The sequence below is a fragment of the Castellaniella sp. WN genome (genome assembly GCF_054457555.1).
Map to the genome: position 1 here is coordinate 754,439 of NZ_JBTKZC010000002.1, position 20,849 is coordinate 775,287.

Below are 20,849 nucleotides of genomic sequence, written 5' to 3' on the forward strand. Positions count from 1 at the left end.
CCTTCACCTTCAGGCCGGGCCTCGCGGCCCGGGCATTTCCTTAGTATTTCAGCGGCGGAGGTCAGTTCCAGCCGCTGGCCTTGCCGGATGATTTGCCCGAGGGCGCCAGCACGGGCGGCTTGAGGCCCGATTGGTAATTGACCCGGACGGGCTGCAGGTTGCGAGTGTCCGGCAGCGGCGTCAGGCAGGCCTTGAGGACCTCGTCGGGGAACTGGAGCTTGGCGGCCTCGTCCGGCTGTTCCTGGTAGGGATCGGCCAGCCCCAGAGTCGGCAGCAGCTTGTGGGACAGGCTCAGCCAGCGGTATTCGGCGACGCGCAGGTCGAAGATCCCGTTGGTGAGCGCCTGGCGGGCGTCGAACAACTCGTTTTCGGTGTCCAGCAGGTCCAGCAGAGTGCGCTGTCCGATCTTGAACTGCTGCATGTAGGCCACGCGCACCTGGGCGATGTCGCGCTCGTGCTGTCGCAGGAAGGGGAGCTGCTGGCGCAGGCGCACGACGTTGTTCCAGGCGATGGAGAGTTCCTGCTGAACGTTGCGGCAGGTATAGTCGCGCACGTCCCGGGCGGCGTAGGTCTGGGCCGCGGTCTGACGCACGCGGGCCGCGTCCGCGCCGCCGCGGAACAGGTTGAACGTCGCCATCAGCTGGACATTGGAGCTCTGGGTGGTCTCGTCATTGATGTAGGGCGGATCGGAGCGATCGCGACCCGTGGCGGCGCGCAGTTCGAGCGTGGGCGAGAAGCGGCCCTGCGCCGAAGCCTTGCCGCGCTCGGCTGCCTGGACCAGCGCCTGCTTCGCCAGCACGGAGGGATTGACGCGCACGGACTGGCTGAAGTCGGCCGGATCCTTCGGCAGTTCGGCGTCGACGCCGGGCGCTTCGGCCAGCGTCTCGGCCGGAACCTGGCCGACGATGCGCTGATAACGCTGGGTGACGTCGTTCAGGTTGCCCGAAGCGGTCATGAGATTGGTCTGGGCCAAGGCCAGGCGGGCCTGCGCCTGGACTTCGTCCACCCCGCGGCCGACGCCCGAGGAACTGCGCTCGGAGATCTGGCCCAGGATGTCCTTGTGCAGGTTGTAGTTCTGCTGCGCCAGGGAGACCTGCTCGCGGTAGCGCTGAACGTCCAGGTAGGCCTGAGCCGCCTGCTGGGCCAGGTCGTCCACCGTGGACTTCAGAGTGTAGTAGTCGGCCAGCTTTTCGAAACCCAGTTGACGCACGTCATTGATCGTGGAGAAGCCGTCGAACAACAGCTGGCGCAGGGACAGGCTGTAGCCGCTGCGCGTCCAGTCGGTGGAGCCGTTGGCGCTGGTGCTGCCGCGGTATTCGCGGCCCGTCCAGCCCTGCAGGTTGACTTCGGGCAGCAGGGCGCCGCGGCGGACCTTCTGGCCTTCGAGGCCGGACTGGAAGTTGTGGAACTGCGCCCCGACCTCGGGGTTGTTGAGGACGGCGGTCTCGACCGCCTGCGACAGCGTGGCGTTGTCGGCGAAGGCCGCTGGGGCGAATGCAAGAGAGAGTGCGGCCCAGAGGGCGGATAACGTTGTTTTTTTATAGCTGGCCATGTTCAATGCTCCTGAACTCGGGGACCAGGACGGCCACGAGGCCGCCGCGTCTTTATTGAGATTCACGCACCCGGATCGTCCGCGGGAGCGAACGCCTGAAACAGGGACGGGTGCCGGCATCACGATCGATGAGATCGACCCGGGCGGGGACTGATGATGCCGTGCCTATGGGGGACGGTGCAACCGCCACGAACGCATCAATATCGGATATGCATGGCAGGACGGGGCTTTCACCCAGTGGCAAGTCGGAGCCTCTGGCTTCCGGCCAGAGTTCTTGAAGCATGAACTTGCGTCTTGGTACGTTTATGAATCAAAACGTAGGCACATTGTACGAAGATGGAAGAACCGTGACTAGTATTGACTTCAACCAAAAATGAATAATTGACCTTATTTAAGGGTAATTACCATGACGATCGGACCCCGCTGACGCCGACGCGGTCTCCGAAGCCCTTCTCGCGCGCCCGGCCGGGCCGCAAGCCACGTACAATCAGACCTGCCCCGTCCAGGCACCAACCGCCCATGTCCGTCATCCCGCTCATCCTGCCCGACTTCCTGCTGATTGCCCTGGGCTGGGCCCTGCTGCACCGCCTGGGGTTCGACCGGGCCTTCTTCGCCGGTGCGGAAAAGCTAGTCTATTTCGTCCTGTTCCCCGCCCTGCTATTCCATTCGATCACCCGCACGCCGCTGGACCTGGGCAACACCTCTGTGCTGCTGGCCGCGACTGTCGGCGTGATGCTCGGCGGCATCGCTCTGGCCTGGCTGGGCCGCCTGGCGGTGCGCCCGGATCCGGCGGCGCATGCCTCGGTCGCCCAGTGCGCCTTCCGTTTCAACACCTACCTGGCCCTGTCCCTGGCCGGCGGCCTGGGTTGGCCTGGCGCGCAGACGACCATGGCGGTGATCGTGGGCTTCGCGGTGCCCATCAGCAACATCGGCGCGGTGCACGCCCTGGCCAGCCGCCATGGCGGACGCGCCCTGCGCGAAATCGCGCGCAACCCCTTCATCCTGGCCACGCTGGCCGCGCTGGCCTGCAACTTCCTGCGGGTGCCCATTCCCCCCGTGCTCGACGTCACCCTGGGGCGACTGGGCGCCTGCGCCATCGCCATCGGCCTGCTGTGCGTGGGCGCCACCCTGTCCCTGCAGGGTGGCCGCGCGCATGCGCCGCTGATGGCCTGGATGGTGGCGGCCAAGCTGGTCCTGCTGCCGCCGGTCGCGCTGGCGCTGGCCTGGGCGCTGGATCTGTCGGCCGGCGAACGACTGGTCCTGCTGCTGTTCAGCGCCCTGCCCACGGCTTCCTCGGCCCATGTGCTGGCCGCCCGCATGGGTGGCGACGGCCGCCTGGTGGCGGTCACCATGTCGATCGGCACGCTGCTGTCCGCTCTGACCTTGCCGCTGTGGCTGAATGCCGCGGCCTGACTCCGAAGGATCCCCCGATGACGCCCCCGTTCTCTTCACTGGAATGGCCCCTGCCGGACGAAGACGCCACTGTTGCTCTGGCACAACATCTGGCCGAACTGGCCTGCGGCCTCGCGCCGAACGGCCCCGCCGCCGGGGGACGCATCCATCTGCGCGGCGAACTGGGCGCGGGCAAGACCAGCCTGGCCCGCGCCCTGCTGCGGGCCGGCGGCGTGACCGGCCGGATCAAGAGTCCCAGCTACGCGCTTCTTGAAAGCTATAACGTTTCTAACTTATACTTCTATCATCTTGATTTCTATAGATTTAGCGATGCGCACGAATGGCGGGACGCGGGATTCGACGAACTGCTCGACGAAAACGCGGTCGTCCTGATCGAATGGCCCGAGCAGGCCGGTACGCGCCTGCCGCCTCCGGACCTGGACATCCGCCTGGAATATGCCGGCACCGGCCGGCACGCCCGCCTGACCGCCTGCAGCGAAAAAGGACAACAATGGCTGACGCATCTGGACCCACCGCGCCGATGAACGCCCCCACCGCCCCCTTGCGGCGCAAGATGATCGCGAGCGGCGGCGCCCTGCTGCTGCTGCCTGTCGTGCCCCGCCTGGCGCGGGCCGCCACCATCCTGGCGGTGCGAACCTGGCCGGCCGACGAATACACGCGCGTGACCCTGGAGATGGACACCGAACTGAAGGCCGAACACTTCACGCTCGACAATCCCCACCGGCTGGTGGTGGACATCGAGGGCGTGCGACTGAGTTCGGCCATCAACGACCTGGTTTCCAAGATCCGGCCCAACGACCCCTACATCCGCACCGTGCGCGCGGGCCAGAACCGCCCCGACGTGGTGCGCCTGGTGTTCGACCTGAAGCAGGACGTCGCTCCGCAGGTCTTCACCCTGAAGCCCATCGGCGAATACAAGTACCGTCTGGTGCTGGATCTGTACCCGAAGGTCGCGCAGGACCCTCTGATGGCCTTGCTGAAAGACGCGGACAACGACCCGCTCGCCGGCATCCTGGAAAACCTCGCTCAGAACAACCCCACCGAAGCGCCCATCCCCTCGGTCGAAGGACAGAAGCTGCCTCCGGTCGCCCGCAAGCAGCCGGACGACACCCCGCCCCAGCCGCGCGCGGCACCGGGCGCCCGCCCGGGCCGCCCGATCCTGATCGCGCTGGACCCGGGCCATGGCGGCGAGGACCCGGGCGCCATCGGCCAACGCGGCACGCGCGAAAAGGACGTCGTCCTGCAGATCGCGCACCGGCTGAAGAAGCTGATCGACGCCCAGCCGAACATGCGCGCCTATCTGACCCGCGACCGCGATTATTTCGTGCCGCTGAACGTGCGGGTGCAGAAAGCCCGCCGCGTCCAGGCGGACCTGTTCATCTCGATCCACGCCGATGCCTGGATCAAGCCGTCGGCGCGCGGCTCGTCGGTCTGGGCGCTGTCGCAGCACGGCGCCACCAGTTCCGCCGCACGCTGGCTGGCGAAAAAGGAGAACGACGCCGACCTGATCGGCGGAGTGAACCTGGGCGCGCATAACGCCCAGGTGGCCAAGGTGCTGCTGGATCTGTCCACGGGGGCGCAGATCAACGATTCCATCCGGGTCGGCACCCAGGTCCTGAACGAGATCGGCAAGATCAACCAACTGCACAAGAACCGCATCGAGCGCGCGGGCTTCGCCGTGCTGAAGGCGCCGGACATCCCGTCGATCCTGATCGAGACCGCTTTCATCAGCAATCCCCAGGAAGAACAGCTGCTGCGCACCTCGGCGCACCAGCAGCGCATCGCCAACGCGGTGCTGAGCGGGATCCAGGATTATTTTTCGGCACACCCCGCGCTGGCGCGACGTGGATGAGGCCGGACACAGGTCAGTCCCCGCGGACTGACCTGTGCCTGCCGAATCCGAGCCGCTTGCAAGCGGCGAGGTGGAGAGATGCCACGGCCGGAGACGCCCTGTGCCTGCCGAATCCGAGCCGCTTGCAAGCGGCGAGGTGGAGAGATGCCACGGCCGGAGACGCCCTGTGCCTGCCGAATCCGAACCGCTTGCAAGCGGCGAGGTGGAGAGATGCCACGGCCGGAGACGCCCCGTGCCTGCCGAATCCGAGCCGCTTGCAAGCGGCGAGGTGGCACTCAAACCTCTCCGGCCTTCTTGCCTCGCAACAACTTCCACAGCACCCCGCCGGCCGCCGGCACGGCGGCGGCGCCCACGCCGACCAGCACGATGGTGTTGAGGTGCTCCTTGATGATGGGGACGTTGCCGAAGAAATACCCCAGGGTGATCAAACCGGCGATCCAGGCCGTGGCGCCCAGGGCGTTGTAGAACTGGAAAGTCACCCGGCGCATGCCCGCGACCCCGGCCACGAAAGGCGCGAAGGTCCGGAACAGCGGCAGGAAACGCGACAGCACGATGGTCTTGCCGCCGTGTTTTTCATAGAAGGCGTGGGTCTTGACCAGGGCCTTGCGGTCCAGGAAGCGGTAGTCGCGGGAAAAGACCTTGGGACCGATGAAGCGCCCCACCTGGTAATTGACGGTATTGCCCAGGATCGCGGCCGCGATCAGGATGCCGCCCAGCAGGACCGGGTCCAGCAGACCGGAGGCGCCGAAGGCGCCGGCGATGAACAGCAGCGAATCCCCGGGCAGGAACGGCAGCACCACCAGCCCCGTTTCGCCGAAAATGATGAGCGCCAGGATCAGATAGATCCAGGCACCGTATTGCGCCACCCAGACTCCCAGGTACTGATCGACGTGCAGGACGAGTTGAAAGAGTTCAGCCATTTGGCCGCGAGACCTCGAAGCGATGAGAAGGGATACGCCCGCGGATCATACCGGAGCGGCGCCGGGCCCGGGTGATCGGCATGGAGAAAACACGGGATCCCTTGCTCACTATAATCGTTTTCATGATGCGAACCATTGCCGCCCTGCCCGACGTCCTGATCAGCCAGATCGCCGCGGGCGAAGTCATCGAACGCCCCGCCTCCGTATTGAAGGAGCTGCTGGAAAACGCCCTGGACGCCGGCGCCCGGGCCATCGAGATCCGCCTGGATGGCGGCGGCATCCGCCGCATCCTGGTGGCCGACGACGGCCACGGCATCCCGCCCGGCCAGATGCCCCTGGCCCTGCAGCGCCACGCCACCAGCAAGATCACGTCCCTGGCTGAACTGGAGTCGGTGGCCACCCTGGGGTTCCGGGGCGAGGCCCTGGCTTCGATCGCCTCGGTCGCCCAGTTGACCCTGAGCTCGCGCACCGCCGGAGACACGCAAGCCTGGCAGCTCGCCGCCGGGCAGGCGGAGCCGGCCCCGGCGGCGGGGCCCGTGGGCACGCGCGTGGACGTGCGCCAGCTGTTCGACCACATCCCCGCGCGACGCAAATTCCTGCGCAGCGAACAGACCGAATACGCCCACTGCCTGGACGCCGTGGAGCGCATTGCGCTGGCGCACCCTCAGGTGGCCCTGCGCGTGTTCCACAACGACAAGCCGCAACGCAACTGGCCGGCTACCGACATCCACGGCCGCATCCGCGATGTGCTGGGCGAGGAATTCACGGCCCAGAGCCTGCCGGTGTCGGCCGAGCAGGGGCTGGTGGCGCTGGAAGGCTGCATCACGCGCCCGACCTTCGCCCGCAGCCGGGCCGACCGGCAATACCTGTACGTCAACGGTCGCTACGTGCGCGACCGCACGGTCTCCCACGCGGTGCGCCAGGCCTACGCCGACGTGCTGCACGGCGACCGCCAGCCGGCCTTCGTGCTGTTCCTGACGCTGGACCCGGCCGGGGTGGACGTGAACGTGCATCCGGCCAAGCACGAGGTCCGCTTCCGCGACAGCGGGGCGGTGCACCGCTACGTCGCCCAGACGCTGGGCGAGGCCCTCGCGGGACGCGGCGGGGCCGCCGTGAACGGTCCGGCCGACACGCCCCCCACGCCGACGGACGGCGACGCCGACGGACTGACGCCGGGCACCACGGCGCCGCGGCCCGGCCCGGCGGCGGCCGGCGGGCCATCGAGCCCGACCCGCCCCACGTCCTCCTACCCCGCCCGGATCCCCGTCCAGCAGCGTTTTCCACTGAACGACCGGATCTCGGCCCAGGATTGGCGCAAGCTGTACCAGCCGCTGGGCGCCGCCGAAGCCATCGTCCCGGGACGGGAAGACGCGGAACCGGACCTGACGGCGCCGGACGAGCCGGCCCGAGCGGGAGGATCGCCCGAGGACGCCGGCTCCATGCCGGACGGGGCGGACGCCGCCGGGCGGGCCGGGAACGCCGATCCCCACGCCGCGAACCCGCCCCTGGGGATGGCCCTGGGGCAGTTGCACGGGATCTACATCCTGGCCCAGAATGCGCGCGGCCTGGTCCTGGTGGACATGCACGCCGCGCACGAGCGCGTCGTCTATGAATCCCTGAAGCAGGCCCTGGACCAGGCGCCGCTGCCGGCGCAGGAACTGCTGGTCCCGGTGGTGTTCACCGCCACGGAGCTCCAGGTGGCCACAGCCCAGGCGCACCAGGACACGCTCGATGGCCTGGGCCTGCGGATCCGCGCCACCGGCCCGGCCTCGCTGGCCGTGCGCGCCGTGCCGGCCCTGCTGGCCCGGGGCGACATCGAAGCCCTGGCGCGCGGAGTGCTGGCCGACATCGAGCGCATCGGCCATTCGGCCCGTCTGACCGAACAGCGCAACGAGCTGCTGTCCACCATGGCCTGCCACGGCGCGGTGCGCGCCCACCGGCGGCTGACGCTGGACGAAATGAACGCCCTGCTGCGCCAGATGGAGCGCACCGAACGTGCCGACCAGTGCAACCACGGACGCCCGACCTGGTTCCAGTGGAGCCTGGGCGATCTGGACAAGCTGTTCATGCGAGGGCAGTAGGCGCCGCGCATCCTGAACCGGCCCGGGCCGCGTCCGGCGGTCGGCGATAATCTCCCCCATGTCCACGAACGCCCCCGTCCTGATCTGCCTGGCCGGCCCGACGGCCTCCGGCAAGTCCGCCGCCGCCCTGGCCCTGGCCGAACGCCGGCCCATCGAAATCATCGTGATGGACTCGGCGACGATCTATCGCGGCATGGACATCGGCACGGCCAAGCCCACGGCCGAGGAACAGGCGCGGGTACCGCACCACCTGCTGGACATCCGCGACCCGGCGCAAGCCTATTCCGCCGCCGAATTCGCCCGGGACGCCGCCGCACTGGCGCGAGACATCCGCGCACGTGGCCGGATTCCCCTGCTATGCGGAGGCACGATGCTGTACTACAAGGCGCTGCGCGAGGGACTGAACGACCTGCCCGAGGCCGACCCGGCGATCCGCCGCCAACTGGACGAGGAAGCCGTCGAGCGGGGCTGGCCCGCCTTGCACGCCGAACTGGCCCGCGTGGACCCGGCCACGGCCGCCCGGCTGGCGCCCAACGACAGCCAGCGCCTGCAACGCGCGCTGGAGGTCTGGCGCGGCAGCGGCCGGCCCCTGAGCGACTGGCTGGCCGAATCACCACGGCCGGCACTGCCGGGCTGGCGCTTCGAGACCATCAGCCTGGAACCATCCGACCGCGCCGTCCTGCACGCGCGCATCGCGCAACGCTATCATTCCATGATCGCCGCTGGCCTGCTGGACGAGGTCCGCGCCCTGCATGCGCGCCCGGACCTGCACCCGGGCCTGCCGTCGATCCGCTGCGTGGGCTACCGCCAGCTCTGGGACCACCTGGACGGCCGCATCCCCCTGGACCAGGCCATCGACCAGGCCATCGCCGCCACCCGCCAGCTGGCCAAGCGCCAGATCACCTGGCTGCGATCGCTGCCGCGGCGGCGGACGGCCGATTGCCTGTCCGAGCGGATCGTGGAGCAGGTCGCCGAACATTGCAGGCAGGCCCTGGACGGCTGAAAGCCGGGCCCAGCGGGCTCCTGGCCGGTCAGGCGAGCCACCGGTGCGCCGCCAGCCACCGCCCCAGCTCGTTGTCGTTGGCGACCGGCAGCTTGCCGAAAATGTTGGCGCGGTGGGTTTCCACCGAACGGGGGCTGCACGGCGGCACCAGCATGCGGGCGATCTCTTTGTTGGGATGGCCGGACCCCACCAGATGGGCAACCTCGCGCTCGCGGGGCGTGAGATCGCGCCACTGCTGCTGCGCCGTGGCGCGCGCCCGCGCCTCGTCCAGGGCTCCAGGCAGTTTTTCCAGCAACCGCTGAGTGTCCGGCTTGACCACCCAATCGTAGGCGCCCTTGCGCACGGCCTCCAGCGCGGTCGGGATATCGCCATGACCGGACAGGAACAGGGTGACCAGCGGGCTGCGCGCATTTTGCAGGCGCTCGAACACGCCCAGGCCGCTCAACCCGCCCAGCCGCAGATCCAGGATGACGCAGCCGGGCTGCCGCAGATCGACGCTGGCCAGGAACGCCTCGCCCGAACTGAACGACTGCACGGCGACACCCTGGGAAAACAGCAGGATGAGCAACGACCTGCGCAGGGCTTCATCGTCGTCGACGACATAGAGAGTCAGGGGGCTGTCGCTCATGATTCGATGGGCAGCGAAAAAGTGAAGGCGGCTCCGCCCCCGGCGGGACGCGTGATCTCGATCTGCCCGCCGTGGGCCTCCACGATGGTGCGGCAGATATTGAGCCCCAGGCCAAGGCCCTCGGCCCGGGTACTGAAAAACGGTGTGAAAATGCGCTCCGCCTGATCCGCATCGACACCCGCCCCCCGGTCCGCCACCGTGATCTCCACGACGTTTTCGCGGCGGCGCGTGGCAATGGTGACCTGGCGCTCGGCGACCGGCAGGTCGTGCATGGCCTGGATGGCGTTCTGCACCAGATTCACCAGCACCTGCTCCAGCAATACGGCATCCCCGCGTACGATCGGGGGATCGTCCATGAGCCGCATCGTGCAGGCGGTCCGGGCGCGTTCCAGGTCGATCGCCAGCAGGGCATGAGCATGGGCGGCGCACGCATTGATGTCGACAGGACCGTAATTGGCCTGCTGGGGGTTGATGAAGGCCCGTACCCGCTTGACGATGTCGCTGGCGCGGCCGGACTGTTCGACGATCCCGTCCAGTGCCGTCATCAGCATGTCTTCCTGGCCGCCTTTGGCCAGCGTCCTGGCCGCCACGGCAAAATTCGAGACCGCCATGAGCGGCTGATTGAGTTCATGCGCCAGGGTCGAAGCCATTTCACCGACACTGGCCAGGCGGGCGCTGATCTGCAGCTGCCGCTCCTGTTCGCGCTGGCGCGCTTCCGCTTCGCGTTCCAGCCGGGCCTGGCGCCGCTCCGCATACCGTTTCTTGCGCTGGCGCCAGTACAGCGTGCCCAGCAGCGCCACGATGGCGGCGAGCCCCACAATGACCTGCGCCCGCTCGCGGGCCTCGCGCACTTTCCGCAGATCGCCGGTGACTGTCAGTGTCCAGCCAAGCTCGGGCAGGGCCGTCTGGAAAGCCAGCAGGTCTTTCATGCGGCCGTCCACCTCGGCCAGCAGGCGCGGGCCGGGCAGGTCGTCCGGGCGCTCGATGCGCCACGGCAAGGGGGCAAAGTCCGTGCGCCCGCCATACTGGTCGTGTTCGCGGATCCACGTCAGGTCGGACGCCGTGAGCGCCCGTTCGCCGCGATAGAGCCAGTCTTCGACCGAGCTCAGGAATACGATGCCATGCCGATCCTGCAGGACGACGGGATCGGCATCGTCCAGCCAGGCCTGCCGCAGGCGCTCCAGCCCGAGTTTGGCGACGCCGACCCCGATGATGCGCCCGCCGCCGTCGCGGATGGGCTCGGCGATGAACAGGCCCGGACGGCCGGTCGTCAGGCCGATGCCGTAGAACAGGCCGCGCTCGCCCTTCATGGCGTCTTCGAAATACGGGCGTTGCCGGTAGGACTGCCCGATGAAGCTGTCGGCCGTGTCCCAGTTGCTGGCCGCGAGCGTCAGGCCCTGTGTGTCCACGACGTAGAGGACTTCGGCCAGCGTGCGATGCTGCAAATCGGCCAGGTAGCGGTTCACGGTATCCGCCTGCCCGGACGAGGGCTGCCGCAGCAAGGCCTGCACGGCAGGCTGCCAGGCCACGACATAAGGCAGATCGCTGTAACGCTCGATGATGCCATGCAGCGCCAATGCATAGGCCTCGGATGCCTGACGCAGCCGCAGGGTCGTCGAACGCAGCTCTTGCTGCCCCGCCCAGTGACCGGCCCCGATGGCCAGCAACACGCTCACGATCGCGGCAATGCCCCAGCGCCAGAGACGCAGGGCCCGGTGGGAGGTCATGAGTGTCATGGGTGTGTGCTCCGCCGCCAACGATAGCACGTGTCCGGGCGTCATCTTCCGGAGCGGCCTGCGTAGTTTTACGGAGTCGATGGAGGCGAATGACCCGGATGCGGGAAATGCCGCAGTGTCCGAAACTCGGATCACAAAAGCCTCACCGCCCGTCTTCCGGACGGATGCGGACCCTATAAACACGTTCAGGAGACGGCCCCCATCGCATGGGGGCGCCCCCAGGAGATTCATCTATGACGATTGCCGCCAACCCGGCCGGCCCGGGCGATGCGCATGCCCGTACGGCAGCAGAATCATCCCAGCAACCGCCGACCGGAAAAGTCGTCAAGTCGATTTTCGCCGCCTCCAGCGGCAATCTGGTCGAATGGTTCGACTTCTATACGTATGCCTTCTTCAGCGTATATTTCGCCGAGCAGTTCTTCACGGGCGTCAGCCAGACGGTGGCGTTCATGCAGGCGGCCGGCGTATTTTTCATCGGTTTTCTCATGCGCCCGGTGGGCGGCTACCTGTTCGGCCACATGTCCGACCGCTACGGCCGCAAGCGCGCCATGGTCGTATCCATCATCATGATGGGCCTGGGATCGCTGGGGGTGGCCGTACTGCCGACCGCCACGACCGCGGGCAGCCTCGCGCCGGCGCTGCTGATCCTGATGCGCTGCATCCAGGGAATCTCCGTCGGAGGCGAATACGGCGCCACCGCCACCTACATGTCCGAAGTCGCCCAGCGGGGACGGCGCGGCTTCTTTTCCTCGTTCCAGTACGTGACACTCATCGGCGGCCAGTTGCTGGCCAGCCTGCTGGCCGTCATCATGACGCACACGCTGGGCAGCGAGCAGATTTCCGCCGGCTGGTGGCGCCTGCCGTTTGCGATCGGCGCCGTGGCCGCGCTGGTGTCGCTCTGGCTGCGCTCGGGGCTGGACGAGACCACCACGGAGAAAGACCGCGCCCGCGCCGGCTCCGGCGCTTTCAAGGAAGTGCTGCGCTACCCGCGCGCCTTCTGGATCGTGCTGGGCATCACCTGCATCGGATCGCTGGCCTTCTATGTGTTCACGACCTACATGCAGAAGTACCTGATCAACACCGCCGGCCTGAGCAAGGGCGTGGTCGCGGAGATCATGACCACCTGCCTGTTCATCTTCATGCTGATGCAGCCGATCGTGGGCTCGATTTCAGACCGCATCGGGCGCAGGAATTCCATGATCATCTTCGCCACCGGCATGATCATCCTGCCGGTGCCGCTGCTCGGCGCCATCGGATCCCAGCAATCCCCCCTGATCGTGGGCTTGCTGATCCTGTCCGCCATGGTGTTCCTGAGCTTCTATACCTCGATTTCCGGGATCGTGAAGGCCGAGATGTTCCCCGTGCACGTCCGCGGCCTGGGCGTGGGATTTACCTACGCCATCGGCAATTCGCTATTCGGCGGCTCCGCCGAATACGTCGCGCTGTTCATGAAGAGTCATGGCATCGGCAACGTATTCCCCTGGTACATGGTGGCCATCGCCGCACTCGGCATGATCGCGATCCTGTCGATGCACGACAACCGGCATCACTCCACGCTGGACAATCCCGAAGGCAGCGCCTACGGGCGCTGACAGGCCGGGCGGGCCGGCTCCCCGCCTGGATGTCCAGGGAAACGCCCCTCACTTCAGAGGGGCGTTTCGTCGTTCCATCCGCCGCGGGATCGGACCGCCCCGGACGATCGCCGGACAGTCCGGTCCGCGGCCGGGGACCGGATCAATCCACGATCGTCTGGGCGCCGCCTTCGGCCCGGGTTTCGATGGTCCCCAGCGCGTAGACGGTTTCGCCCTGGGCGCGCAGGGTGGCGGCGATGGCGTCGGCCCGGGCCGGATCCACCACCAGCACCATGCCGATGCCGCAGTTGAACACGCGCGCCATTTCCTGGTCGGCCACGCCGCCCTGGGCCTGCAGCCACTGGAACAGCGCCGGCCACTCCCAGGCGTCGCGGTGCAGGTGGGCGCACAGGTCCGGCTTGAGAATGCGCGGCACGTTTTCCAGCAGGCCGCCGCCGGTGATGTGCGCCAGGCCCTTGATCCCCGCGCCGTGAGCCGCCAGGGCGGCCAGCACGGACTTGACGTAGATGCGGGTGGGCTCCATGACCACGTCGCCCAGGGGGCGGCCTCCCAGATCCTGGTCGGGACGCGCACCGGCATGCTGCAGGATCTTGCGCACCAGGGAGTAGCCATTGGAGTGCGCGCCGCTGGAAGCCAGGCCCAGCACCGCGTCGCCGGTCCGGATGCCGGCTCCGTCGATGATCGCGGACTTTTCGACCGCGCCCACGGCGAAACCCGCCAGGTCGTATTCGCCGTCCGGGTACATGCCGGGCATTTCCGCCGTCTCGCCGCCGATCAGGGCGCAGCCGGCCAGCTCGCAGCCGCGCGCGATACCGCCCACGACGCGGGCCGCCGTGTCCACGGACAGCTTGCCGCAGGCGAAATAATCGAGGAAGTACAAGGGTTCGGCGCCCTGGACCAGAATGTCGTTGACGCTCATGGCGACCAGATCGATGCCGACCGTGTCGTGGCGCTGCCATTCGAAGGCCAGGCGCAGCTTGGTGCCCACGCCGTCGGTGCCGGACACCAGCACCGGTTCGCGCAGATGGCGCGGAACCTCGAACAGGGCGCCGAAGCCGCCGATCCCCGCCATCACGCCGGGGCGCATCGTGCGGGCGGCCAGGGGCTTGATGCGGTCGACCAGCGCGTCGCCGGCATCGATGTCGACCCCCGCGTCGCGGTAGGTCATGGAAGGAGTGGAGCCTGATGTCATGAGAAAAGCCGCCGAATGTGCAAGAATTGCAGGTTTGGATATTCACCTGATTTTACGATGAAGTTCCTTCCAGCATGACGCAAGACCGGACATCGCCTCCCGTGCAGCCCCAGGCGCAGCAATTATTGCTCGACATCCTGCCGGGCACGATGCCGTCGCTGGACGGTTTCGTGCCCGGCGCGAACCTGGCCGCGCTGGAGGCGGTGCGACTGCTCGCGCCCGGGCGCGCCGTGTACCTGTGGGGCGGCGTCGGCTCGGGACGCAGCCATCTGCTGCGCGCCCGGGCGCGGAGCGCGGGCGGCCACTACCTGGACGCGCGTTCTCCGGCGCAGCGGCTGCACGCCCTGGCTACCGACGAGGACCAGTCCCTGTCCCTGGTGGCGGTGGACGACGTCGCCGACCTGAACCCCGCCGCCCGGGCCGCGCTGTTCGCCCTGTTCAACCGCTGGCGCACCGCCGCCGGCACGCCGGGCGCCTTCGCCCTGCTGACGGCGGGCGACCGCGCGCCCCTGACCATGCCCCTGCGCGAAGACCTGCGCACCCGCCTGGGCTGGGACCTGGTCTACCGCTTGGAGCAGCTGTCCGACGAGGATCGCGCCCAGGCCCTGCGCGACCGCGCCCGACAGCGCGGGCTGCAGCTGTCCGACGAGGTCCTGCGCTGGATCCTGACCCGCTGCGACCGCGACATGGGTCGCCTGACGGCGCTGATCGACACCCTGGACCAGTATTCCCTGGCCCGCCACCGCCCCATCACCCTGCCCCTGCTGAAAAACTTGCTGGCCGACACGCCGGCCGCCCCGAGGATGCCATGACTCCGCCGACCCACCTGGCCCTGTTCGACCTGGATCACACCCTGCTGCCCTTCGACAGTGACTACCAATGGGCCGAATTCCTGGCGCGCACCGGCCGCGCCGGGGATCCGGAGGCCGCGCGCCGCCGCAACGATGATCTGATGCGCCGCTACAACGAGGGCAGCCTGTCCGCCGAGGAAGCGGCCGACTTCATGCTGGGCCTGCTGCGCCTGGGCCGTCCCGACGAACTCGACCGCTGGCACCTGGACTACATGGCCGAAGTCGTCGAACCGGGCATCCTGCCCGCCGCGCGCGAACTAGTCGCCGAGCACCAGGACCGGGGCGGACTGTGCGCCATCGTCACGGCCACCAACGCCTTCGTCACCTCGCCCATCGCCCGGGCTCTGGGCTTCGAGCACCTGATCGCCACCATCCCGCAGCGCGACGCGCTGGGCGGCTACACGGGCCGCATCGAGGGCACGCCCAGCTTCAAGGCGGGCAAGGTCCTGAGAGTGCGCCAATGGCTGCGGAACCAGGGCCGGAAACTGGAAGACTTCGACGAATCCTGGTTCTACAGCGACTCCATGAACGACCTGCCCCTGCTGGAGGCAGTGACCCACCCGGTGGCCACCAACCCCAGCCCGGCACTGCGAGAGACCGCCGCCGGCCGGGGCTGGCGCATCCTCGACCTGTTCGGCGCCCTGCGGGACGCAAAATCCTGAGCGGGGACATCGGCGATACAAAGCCTTAAAATACGCGCCATGCTCAAGCAGACCATCAAGAATTTCGTCTCGCGACTGTTCGCGACCCCGCCCAGCGGCCCGGTGCGCCTGTCGCGCGACAAGCACGGCATCGACCGGCGCCTGGTATCGCGGCACGCCATCAAAGTCTGCGAAGTCCTGAACCAGCACGGCTTCGACGCCTACATCGTGGGCGGCGCGGTGCGCGACCTGATCGTCGGACTGGAACCCAAGGACTTCGACGTCGCCACCAACGCCACGCCCAACCAGGTCCGGCCGCTGTTCCGGCGCGCCCGCGTCATCGGTCGGCGCTTCCAGCTGGTGCATGTGGTGTTCGGCCAGGAAATCATCGAGACCTCGACCTTCCGCGCGCCGTCCTCCGGCAACCAGGAAACCGATGAGCACGGCCGCATCCTGCGCGACAATGAATTCGGCACGCACGAAGAAGACGCCGCGCGCCGTGACTTCACCATCAACGCCCTGTACTACGATCCCCTGAAAGAAGAGGTCATCGACTTCCACCAGGGGGTGGCGGACCTGAAGAACCGCGTGGTGCGCATGATCGGCGACCCGGAAACGCGCTACCGCGAGGATCCGGTGCGCATGCTGCGGGCGCTGCGCTTCCAGGCCAAGCTGGGGGCTCGCATCGACCCGGCCACCGAAGCCCCGATCAGCCAGCTGGCGTCGCTCATCGAGCACGTCCCGGCTTCGCGCCTGTTCGACGAGACACTGAAGCTGCTGACCTGCGGCCATGCCATGGACTGCCTGCGCGAGCTGCGCCGCTCGGGTCTGATGAAAAGCCTGATCCCGCTGATCGACCGGATCTTCGAGGAAGAAGGCGGCGAGGCCTTCGTGGAAATCGCCCTGTCGCGCACCGACGCCCGGGTCCGGTCGGGCAAGCCCGTCAGCCCCAGCTTCCTGTTCGCCGCCCTGCTGTGGCGGCTGGTGCAGAAGCGCTGGGCCGCCCTGGTCGCCCAGGGCAAGCAGCGCAACGAGGCCCTGATCCACGCCGCCGACTCGGTGATCGAGGAACAGATGGACAAGCTCGCCATCCAGCGCCGCCACCAGGCCGACATGCGCGAGATCTGGCTGATGCAGGCCCGCTTCGAGCGCGCCACGGTGCGCTCGATCTGGCGCATGATGGAACAGCCGCGCTTCCGTGCCGCCGTGGATTTCCTGCAATTGCGGGCCGAGGCCCGCGAAGTCGACAGCGTCCTGGCCCAATGGTGGATGGACCTGTCCGACAGCAACGACGAGCGCCGTTCGCAGATGATCGACGCCTGGCAGGCGGGCCACGCAGGCGCCCGCCGCGCCGGCGCGGGCGCGACCCGAAAACGCCGCCGCCGGCGCGGCGCATCTTCAGGCGCGGACGGCCAGTCCGCGACGGCCGCCGCTGTGGCGCCGGACGGCGCCGCCTGAACGATCCCCGGCACCCGGTGCGGCGCATCGTCCGGCACGCCAACGACCATGAGCCCTTCCGCCCCCCCTCTCGGCACCCCGCCCGTCCTCGTCTATGTCGGCCTGGGCGCCAACCTGGGCGACGCCGCCGGCACCGTCCGCCGGGCGGCAGCCGAACTGGCCGGCGCGCCCGGCGTGTCCGGCCTGCGCCTCTCTCCCCTGTACGGCACCGCTCCGGTGAATTCCTCCGGCCCCGACTACGTCAATGCCGTGGCCAGCCTGCGCACCGCCCTGCCTCCGCTGGACCTGCTGGCGGCGCTGCAGGCCATCGAACAGCGTCACGGCCGGGAACGCCCCTACCGCAACGCCCCGCGCACCCTGGACCTGGACCTGCTGCTGTACGGCGACCAGGCCATCGACCTGCCCGCCCTGACGGTGCCCCATCCCCGCATGCACGAACGCGCCTTCGTCCTGCGCCCCCTGATAGACCTGGCGCCCGGCCTGACGCTGGCCCAGGGCGGCCTGGCCGAACTGCTGGCGCGCCGCGCGGACCAGGCGATCCAGCGCCTGGACTGAAGCCGCCGGCTGCCGGGTCCGTCGACGCGCGTGGTTTACACTGGCGCGCATGTCTTTACGGAGCACCCCCGCCATGCCGTCCCATCCCCCCATCCGCCTGGTCGTCGCCTACACCGACAACCGAGTGATCGGCCGCGACGGCGCCATGCCCTGGCGCCTGCCCGCCGACCTGGCGCACTTCAAGCGCAGCACCCTGGGCCATCCCATCGTCATGGGGCGCAAGACCTGGCTGTCCCTGGGACGCCCCCTGCCCGGTCGCCGCAATCTGGTGCTGAGCCGCGACCCCGGCTTCGACGCGCCCGGCGCCGAATGCCACGCCAGCCTCGAAGCCGCCCTGTCCAGCTGCGCACGGGCGGATCTCGTCTGCGTCATCGGCGGCGAGCAGATTTTCCGCCTGGCCCTGCCGCTGGCCGACGAACTGATCGCCACGGAAATCCACGCGGACCTGGATGGCGACACCTGGTTTCCGGAGCTGCCCGCCGGGCACTGGCGGGAAGCCGAACGCCTGCCGCAGCCGCCGGAAAACGGCCTGGCCTACGATTTCGTCACGTACCGGCGCGTCCCGGGGACCAAGGCCGCCTGAACGCGGCGGCGCCCGTCAACCGCCCGACGCTTTGGCGCGCGCCCGGATCGTCGTCACCGTCTCGCCCGCGATCCCCCAGTTGTCGGTGTCGACTTCCTCGATGACCACGAAGGTGGTCTTGGGGTTCTTGCCCAGTACGTCCACCAGCAGCTGAGTGGCGCCCTCGATCAGGCGGGCCTTCTGCTCGGCGGTGGCGCCTTCGCGGGTGATCTTGATGTTGACGTAGGGCATGGAACGGTCTCCGTGGCAATGTGAAAAGAGTGGATACCGGACCGCGCATGCGGATCGCGCACAGCCCGATACTGGATATGAGCATGATAGGTTAGTGCTTTCCGTGCCACTTTTCTATGCCGCGCAGACCGCAAGATCAGGATGCGCGCGGCAAGAATCAGATCAGGTTGGTTCGCCTTCTTGCGCAAACACTTCTTTTGCCACCGCCAATCCATTCAGGGCGGCCGGGAATCCGGCATAAACCGCCATCTGCATGATGATCTCGACCACCTCCGCGCGGCTCACGCCCACATTGAGCGCGCCCTGGATATGCACCTTGAGCTGAGGCGCGGCATTGCCGAGCGCGGTGAGCCCGGCCACGACCGCGATTTCCCGGCTTTTCAGATCAAGGTTCGGCCTGGAGTAGATGTCCCCGAAAGGGAACTCGATCAGGTAGCGTGCGAAGTCAGGGGCAATGCCTTCCAGGCTTTCCAGTACGCGTTCCCCGGCTTCGCCATCGATCTCACGCAGTTTGGCGAGCCCGCGCTCGTATCGGTTTTCGACGTTCATCAGCATGTCCTTCATCAGAGAGTGACTCCAGCGCCAGGGACTGTTCGACCGAGCGGTAGTATTCGATCTTTGCCTGCAAGGCATCTGCGGACCGGCGCACCTGAGTTCGACAGTTTGACCCCTGCTTTTTGATCGAAACGCAGTAACGACGCGGCTTTCACAGAATTACAACGATAATTTTGTAATGGCACGTTATCATAATTGCGCATTGACTATACTGTGTATATGTGATTATAGTAATGGCATGTTTATCAAAGTCACCAAGTCAGGCCCCCGCCGCTATGTGCAGCTCGTGGAGGCCTACCGCGACGACGCTGGGTGCCCCAAGCAGCGCACTGTGGCGACACTTGGCCGTTTGGACCAGATGGGTGATTCCATCAAGTCCCTGCACGAAGGCCTGGCGCGCATCCTGGGCATAGAGCCTTCACCAGCGCTTGATGATGGCACCGCCCGCTTCGATTCTTCACGAGCCATCGGGGACCTTTGGGCACTGACTCAGATCTGGAAGCAGCTGGGCCTGGATCGCCTGCGTCAGGTGCTGCGCCAGCGCACCCGCCACAAAATCGACCTGGAGGCGCTACTGCGCGTCATGGTCTTTAATCGCCTGAGCGATGCCGATTCAAAGCTTGGGACCCTGCGCTGGCTACAGACCGTCAGCTTTCCCGATACCGATCTGGCATCGGTTGAGCACCAGCAATTGCTGCGCACCATGGACGCGATGGTGGAGCACCAGGCCGTCATCGATCAGGCGCTGGTCGCAGCCGTCAAACCCTTGGTAAGTGAAGAATTGTCGGTGGTCTTCTACGACATGACCACGATTCGTGCCGAAGGGCTCTCTGAGCAAACGGATGACATTCGCCAGTTTGGCAAGTCCAAGGAAGGCATCATTGCCCGTCAGTTCATGCTGGGGCTGGTGCAAACCGCTGAAGGCATCCCGCTCTATCACGAGATCTTTGAAGGCAATACGGCCGAAGTGGGGACGCTGAAGGCCTCGCTGCAAAAGGTCATGGATCGCTTCCCGGTGCGCCGGGTAATCGCCGTCGCCGATCGAGGGCTGCTGTCGATTGACAACCTCGCAGACTTGCAAGCCATGCGCCTGCCCAATGGCCAGCCGTTGGAATTCATTCTGGCGGTCCCCGGCCGACGGTACAACGAGTTTGCCGAGCTGCTCGAACCGATCAACCAAGCGGCTATCGAGAGCGACAGCCCCGAGATCGTGGGCGAACAGGCGTGGCAAGGGCTGCGGTTGGTTGTTGCCCATGATCGGTACCGGGCTGCCGAACAAACGGCCCAGCGCGATCAGAAAATTGCAGCGCTCGAAGCCCAGGCCGCCCAGTGGGTCGGCAAACTGGACGCCCAGGATGCTGGGGTACGCGGCAAAGGCCGCAAGCTCTCCGATGGTGGCGCGCGCGCCCGGTTCTATCACGCGGTCTGCGAAGCGCATCTCGCACGCATCATCCGGGTAGACCTTAAAAGTGAGCTCTTCACCTACCAGGTCAATGAAAAGGCGCTGGCCCTGGCACGCGCCATGGATGGCAAGCTGCTACTGATCACCAACGTCTGCGATCTGGCGCCAGCCGATGTGATTAGCCGCTACAAATCCCTGGCCGACATCGAGCGGGGCTTCAAGGTGCTCAAGTCCGAAATTGAGATCGGACCCGTCTACCACCGACGCCCCGATCGCATCCGGGCACACGCCATGATCTGCTTTATTGCCTTGGTGTTGCAACGGGTCATACGCATGCGGCTGCGCGAACAGCCCGTGGCCGACGTGGTCTCGCCCGAGCGCGCCTTGTCGATTCTGCGTCGCATCCAGACCCACCGGGTCGTGCTGCCGGGCGGCAAATCCATCACGGGCATCTCGACGATCGATGCCGAACAGGCGGCCATCCTGAAGAGCCTGCAGGTTGGAAAGCTCACAGCAACTGAGGCCTTCGTTAATCTGTAATGGAGCGTTTTTAAGGCGCTTCTTTATAAATCAATGAGTTGCGGTTCTAACTGTCGAACTCGGG

Annotated in this window: 19 protein-coding genes; 12 read left to right on the forward strand and 7 right to left on the reverse strand. The window is 67.2% G+C overall.

What is annotated here, in order from left to right; all coding sequences use genetic code 11:
* Positions 1–61 precede the first annotated feature (61 nt).
* Positions 62–1,552, reverse strand: a complete 1,491-nt coding sequence (locus tag ACTPOE_RS17510) for a TolC family outer membrane protein (protein ID WP_458873484.1) — start codon at positions 1,550–1,552, stop codon at positions 62–64.
* Positions 1,553–2,071: 519 nt separating this feature from the next.
* Here ACTPOE_RS17510 and ACTPOE_RS17515 point away from each other — a divergent pair.
* From ACTPOE_RS17515 to ACTPOE_RS17525, 3 genes are read left to right on the forward strand one after another with little or no spacing between them, the layout of a single operon-like run.
* Positions 2,072–2,965: an AEC family transporter gene (locus ACTPOE_RS17515; protein ID WP_458873485.1), complete on the forward strand. Its 894-nt coding sequence runs from the start codon at positions 2,072–2,074 to the stop codon at positions 2,963–2,965.
* Between the two features lie 17 nt (positions 2,966–2,982).
* A complete protein-coding gene (tsaE, locus tag ACTPOE_RS17520; RefSeq protein ID WP_458873486.1) occupies positions 2,983–3,489 on the forward strand; it encodes a tRNA (adenosine(37)-N6)-threonylcarbamoyltransferase complex ATPase subunit type 1 TsaE in 507 nt (168 codons plus the stop codon).
* Entirely contained in the window at positions 3,456–4,817 is a 1,362-nt protein-coding gene (locus ACTPOE_RS17525; protein WP_458873487.1) for an N-acetylmuramoyl-L-alanine amidase, read from the forward strand. Before tsaE ends, ACTPOE_RS17525 begins: the two co-directional genes overlap by 34 nt.
* A gap of 275 nt (positions 4,818–5,092) precedes the next feature.
* Here the strand turns inward: ACTPOE_RS17525 and ACTPOE_RS17530 are convergent, their stop codons facing one another.
* A complete protein-coding gene (locus ACTPOE_RS17530; protein WP_458873488.1) occupies positions 5,093–5,737 on the reverse strand; it encodes a VTT domain-containing protein in 645 nt (214 codons plus the stop codon).
* Positions 5,738–5,859: 122 nt separating this feature from the next.
* Here ACTPOE_RS17530 and mutL point away from each other — a divergent pair, with 122 nt between their 5' ends.
* Together mutL and miaA are read left to right on the forward strand one after the other, a co-directional pair.
* Positions 5,860–7,818, forward strand: a complete 1,959-nt coding sequence (mutL, locus tag ACTPOE_RS17535; RefSeq protein ID WP_458873489.1) for a DNA mismatch repair endonuclease MutL — start codon at positions 5,860–5,862, stop codon at positions 7,816–7,818.
* 58 nt (positions 7,819–7,876) lie between these two features.
* The gene (gene miaA / locus ACTPOE_RS17540) at positions 7,877–8,821 is read left to right on the forward strand and encodes a tRNA (adenosine(37)-N6)-dimethylallyltransferase MiaA (RefSeq protein ID WP_458873490.1); all 945 of its coding nucleotides are present in this window, start codon (positions 7,877–7,879) and stop codon (positions 8,819–8,821) included.
* Positions 8,822–8,849: 28 nt separating this feature from the next.
* Here the strand turns inward: miaA and ACTPOE_RS17545 are convergent, their stop codons facing one another.
* The gene (locus ACTPOE_RS17545; RefSeq protein ID WP_458873491.1) at positions 8,850–9,449 is read right to left on the reverse strand and encodes a response regulator transcription factor; all 600 of its coding nucleotides are present in this window, start codon (positions 9,447–9,449) and stop codon (positions 8,850–8,852) included.
* Positions 9,446–11,185: a sensor histidine kinase gene (locus ACTPOE_RS17550; RefSeq protein ID WP_458873492.1), complete on the reverse strand. Its 1,740-nt coding sequence runs from the start codon at positions 11,183–11,185 to the stop codon at positions 9,446–9,448. Before ACTPOE_RS17550 ends, ACTPOE_RS17545 begins: the two co-directional genes overlap by 4 nt.
* 233 nt (positions 11,186–11,418) lie before the next feature.
* On the opposite strand from ACTPOE_RS17550, the gene ACTPOE_RS17555 reads away from it, so the two are divergent.
* Positions 11,419–12,777 (forward strand): MFS transporter, encoded by a 1,359-nt coding sequence (locus ACTPOE_RS17555; RefSeq protein WP_458873493.1) that lies wholly within the window; start codon positions 11,419–11,421, stop codon positions 12,775–12,777.
* A gap of 142 nt (positions 12,778–12,919) precedes the next feature.
* Here ACTPOE_RS17555 and purM read toward each other — a convergent pair whose 3' ends face one another.
* Complete coding sequence (gene purM, locus ACTPOE_RS17560; protein ID WP_458873494.1) at positions 12,920–13,969, reverse strand: phosphoribosylformylglycinamidine cyclo-ligase; 1,050 nt, start codon at positions 13,967–13,969, stop codon at positions 12,920–12,922.
* Between the two features lie 74 nt (positions 13,970–14,043).
* Here purM and hda point away from each other — a divergent pair, with 74 nt between their 5' ends.
* From hda to ACTPOE_RS17585, 5 genes are all read left to right on the forward strand, one after another.
* A complete protein-coding gene (gene hda, locus ACTPOE_RS17565; protein ID WP_458873495.1) occupies positions 14,044–14,781 on the forward strand; it encodes a DnaA regulatory inactivator Hda in 738 nt (245 codons plus the stop codon).
* Positions 14,778–15,482, forward strand: a complete 705-nt coding sequence (locus ACTPOE_RS17570; RefSeq protein ID WP_458873496.1) for an HAD family hydrolase — start codon at positions 14,778–14,780, stop codon at positions 15,480–15,482. Before hda ends, ACTPOE_RS17570 begins: the two co-directional genes overlap by 4 nt.
* A gap of 39 nt (positions 15,483–15,521) precedes the next feature.
* The gene (pcnB, locus tag ACTPOE_RS17575) at positions 15,522–16,919 is read left to right on the forward strand and encodes a polynucleotide adenylyltransferase PcnB (protein ID WP_458873497.1); all 1,398 of its coding nucleotides are present in this window, start codon (positions 15,522–15,524) and stop codon (positions 16,917–16,919) included.
* A 48-nt stretch (positions 16,920–16,967) separates the two neighbouring features.
* On the forward strand, positions 16,968–17,474 hold the full coding sequence (locus ACTPOE_RS17580; RefSeq protein ID WP_458873498.1) for a 2-amino-4-hydroxy-6-hydroxymethyldihydropteridine diphosphokinase: 507 nt from the start codon (positions 16,968–16,970) through the stop codon (positions 17,472–17,474).
* A gap of 73 nt (positions 17,475–17,547) precedes the next feature.
* Positions 17,548–18,057 carry a dihydrofolate reductase gene (locus ACTPOE_RS17585; protein ID WP_458873499.1) on the forward strand — a complete coding sequence of 170 codons (510 nt, stop codon included), beginning with the start codon at positions 17,548–17,550 and terminating at the stop codon, positions 18,055–18,057.
* Positions 18,058–18,072: 15 nt separating this feature from the next.
* Here the strand turns inward: ACTPOE_RS17585 and ACTPOE_RS17590 are convergent, their stop codons facing one another.
* Positions 18,073–18,288 carry a tautomerase family protein gene (locus ACTPOE_RS17590; RefSeq protein ID WP_458873500.1) on the reverse strand — a complete coding sequence of 72 codons (216 nt, stop codon included), beginning with the start codon at positions 18,286–18,288 and terminating at the stop codon, positions 18,073–18,075.
* Positions 18,289–18,450: 162 nt separating this feature from the next.
* Positions 18,451–18,852 carry a carboxymuconolactone decarboxylase family protein gene (locus ACTPOE_RS17595; protein ID WP_458873501.1) on the reverse strand — a complete coding sequence of 134 codons (402 nt, stop codon included), beginning with the start codon at positions 18,850–18,852 and terminating at the stop codon, positions 18,451–18,453.
* 229 nt (positions 18,853–19,081) lie between these two features.
* Between ACTPOE_RS17595 and ACTPOE_RS17600 the strand changes: the two genes are divergently transcribed.
* The gene (locus tag ACTPOE_RS17600; protein ID WP_458870344.1) at positions 19,082–20,785 is read left to right on the forward strand and encodes an IS1634 family transposase; all 1,704 of its coding nucleotides are present in this window, start codon (positions 19,082–19,084) and stop codon (positions 20,783–20,785) included.
* Positions 20,786–20,849: the final 64 nt, after the last annotated feature.

Bases quoted from the DNA above. Each gene is read 5' to 3' on its own strand.
- ACTPOE_RS17515 (WP_458873485.1), top strand. From the start codon at position 2,072: ATGTCCGTCATCCCGCTCATCCTGCCCGACTTCCTGCTGATTGCCCTG.
- pcnB (WP_458873497.1), top strand. From the start codon at position 15,522: ATGCTCAAGCAGACCATCAAGAATTTCGTCTCGCGACTGTTCGCGACC.
- ACTPOE_RS17550 (WP_458873492.1), bottom strand. From the start codon at position 11,185: ATGACACTCATGACCTCCCACCGGGCCCTGCGTCTCTGGCGCTGGGGC.
- hda (WP_458873495.1), top strand. From the start codon at position 14,044: ATGACGCAAGACCGGACATCGCCTCCCGTGCAGCCCCAGGCGCAGCAA.
- ACTPOE_RS17530 (WP_458873488.1), bottom strand. From the start codon at position 5,737: ATGGCTGAACTCTTTCAACTCGTCCTGCACGTCGATCAGTACCTGGGA.
- ACTPOE_RS17570 (WP_458873496.1), top strand. From the start codon at position 14,778: ATGACTCCGCCGACCCACCTGGCCCTGTTCGACCTGGATCACACCCTG.
- ACTPOE_RS17525 (WP_458873487.1), top strand. From the start codon at position 3,456: ATGGCTGACGCATCTGGACCCACCGCGCCGATGAACGCCCCCACCGCC.
- ACTPOE_RS17510 (WP_458873484.1), bottom strand. From the start codon at position 1,552: ATGGCCAGCTATAAAAAAACAACGTTATCCGCCCTCTGGGCCGCACTC.
- ACTPOE_RS17580 (WP_458873498.1), top strand. From the start codon at position 16,968: ATGAGCCCTTCCGCCCCCCCTCTCGGCACCCCGCCCGTCCTCGTCTAT.
- ACTPOE_RS17555 (WP_458873493.1), top strand. From the start codon at position 11,419: ATGACGATTGCCGCCAACCCGGCCGGCCCGGGCGATGCGCATGCCCGT.
- mutL (WP_458873489.1), top strand. From the start codon at position 5,860: ATGATGCGAACCATTGCCGCCCTGCCCGACGTCCTGATCAGCCAGATC.
- tsaE (WP_458873486.1), top strand. From the start codon at position 2,983: ATGACGCCCCCGTTCTCTTCACTGGAATGGCCCCTGCCGGACGAAGAC.
- ACTPOE_RS17585 (WP_458873499.1), top strand. From the start codon at position 17,548: ATGCCGTCCCATCCCCCCATCCGCCTGGTCGTCGCCTACACCGACAAC.
- miaA (WP_458873490.1), top strand. From the start codon at position 7,877: ATGTCCACGAACGCCCCCGTCCTGATCTGCCTGGCCGGCCCGACGGCC.
- purM (WP_458873494.1), bottom strand. From the start codon at position 13,969: ATGACATCAGGCTCCACTCCTTCCATGACCTACCGCGACGCGGGGGTC.
- ACTPOE_RS17600 (WP_458870344.1), top strand. From the start codon at position 19,082: ATGTTTATCAAAGTCACCAAGTCAGGCCCCCGCCGCTATGTGCAGCTC.
- ACTPOE_RS17595 (WP_458873501.1), bottom strand. From the start codon at position 18,852: ATGAAGGACATGCTGATGAACGTCGAAAACCGATACGAGCGCGGGCTC.
- ACTPOE_RS17545 (WP_458873491.1), bottom strand. From the start codon at position 9,449: ATGAGCGACAGCCCCCTGACTCTCTATGTCGTCGACGACGATGAAGCC.
- ACTPOE_RS17590 (WP_458873500.1), bottom strand. From the start codon at position 18,288: ATGCCCTACGTCAACATCAAGATCACCCGCGAAGGCGCCACCGCCGAG.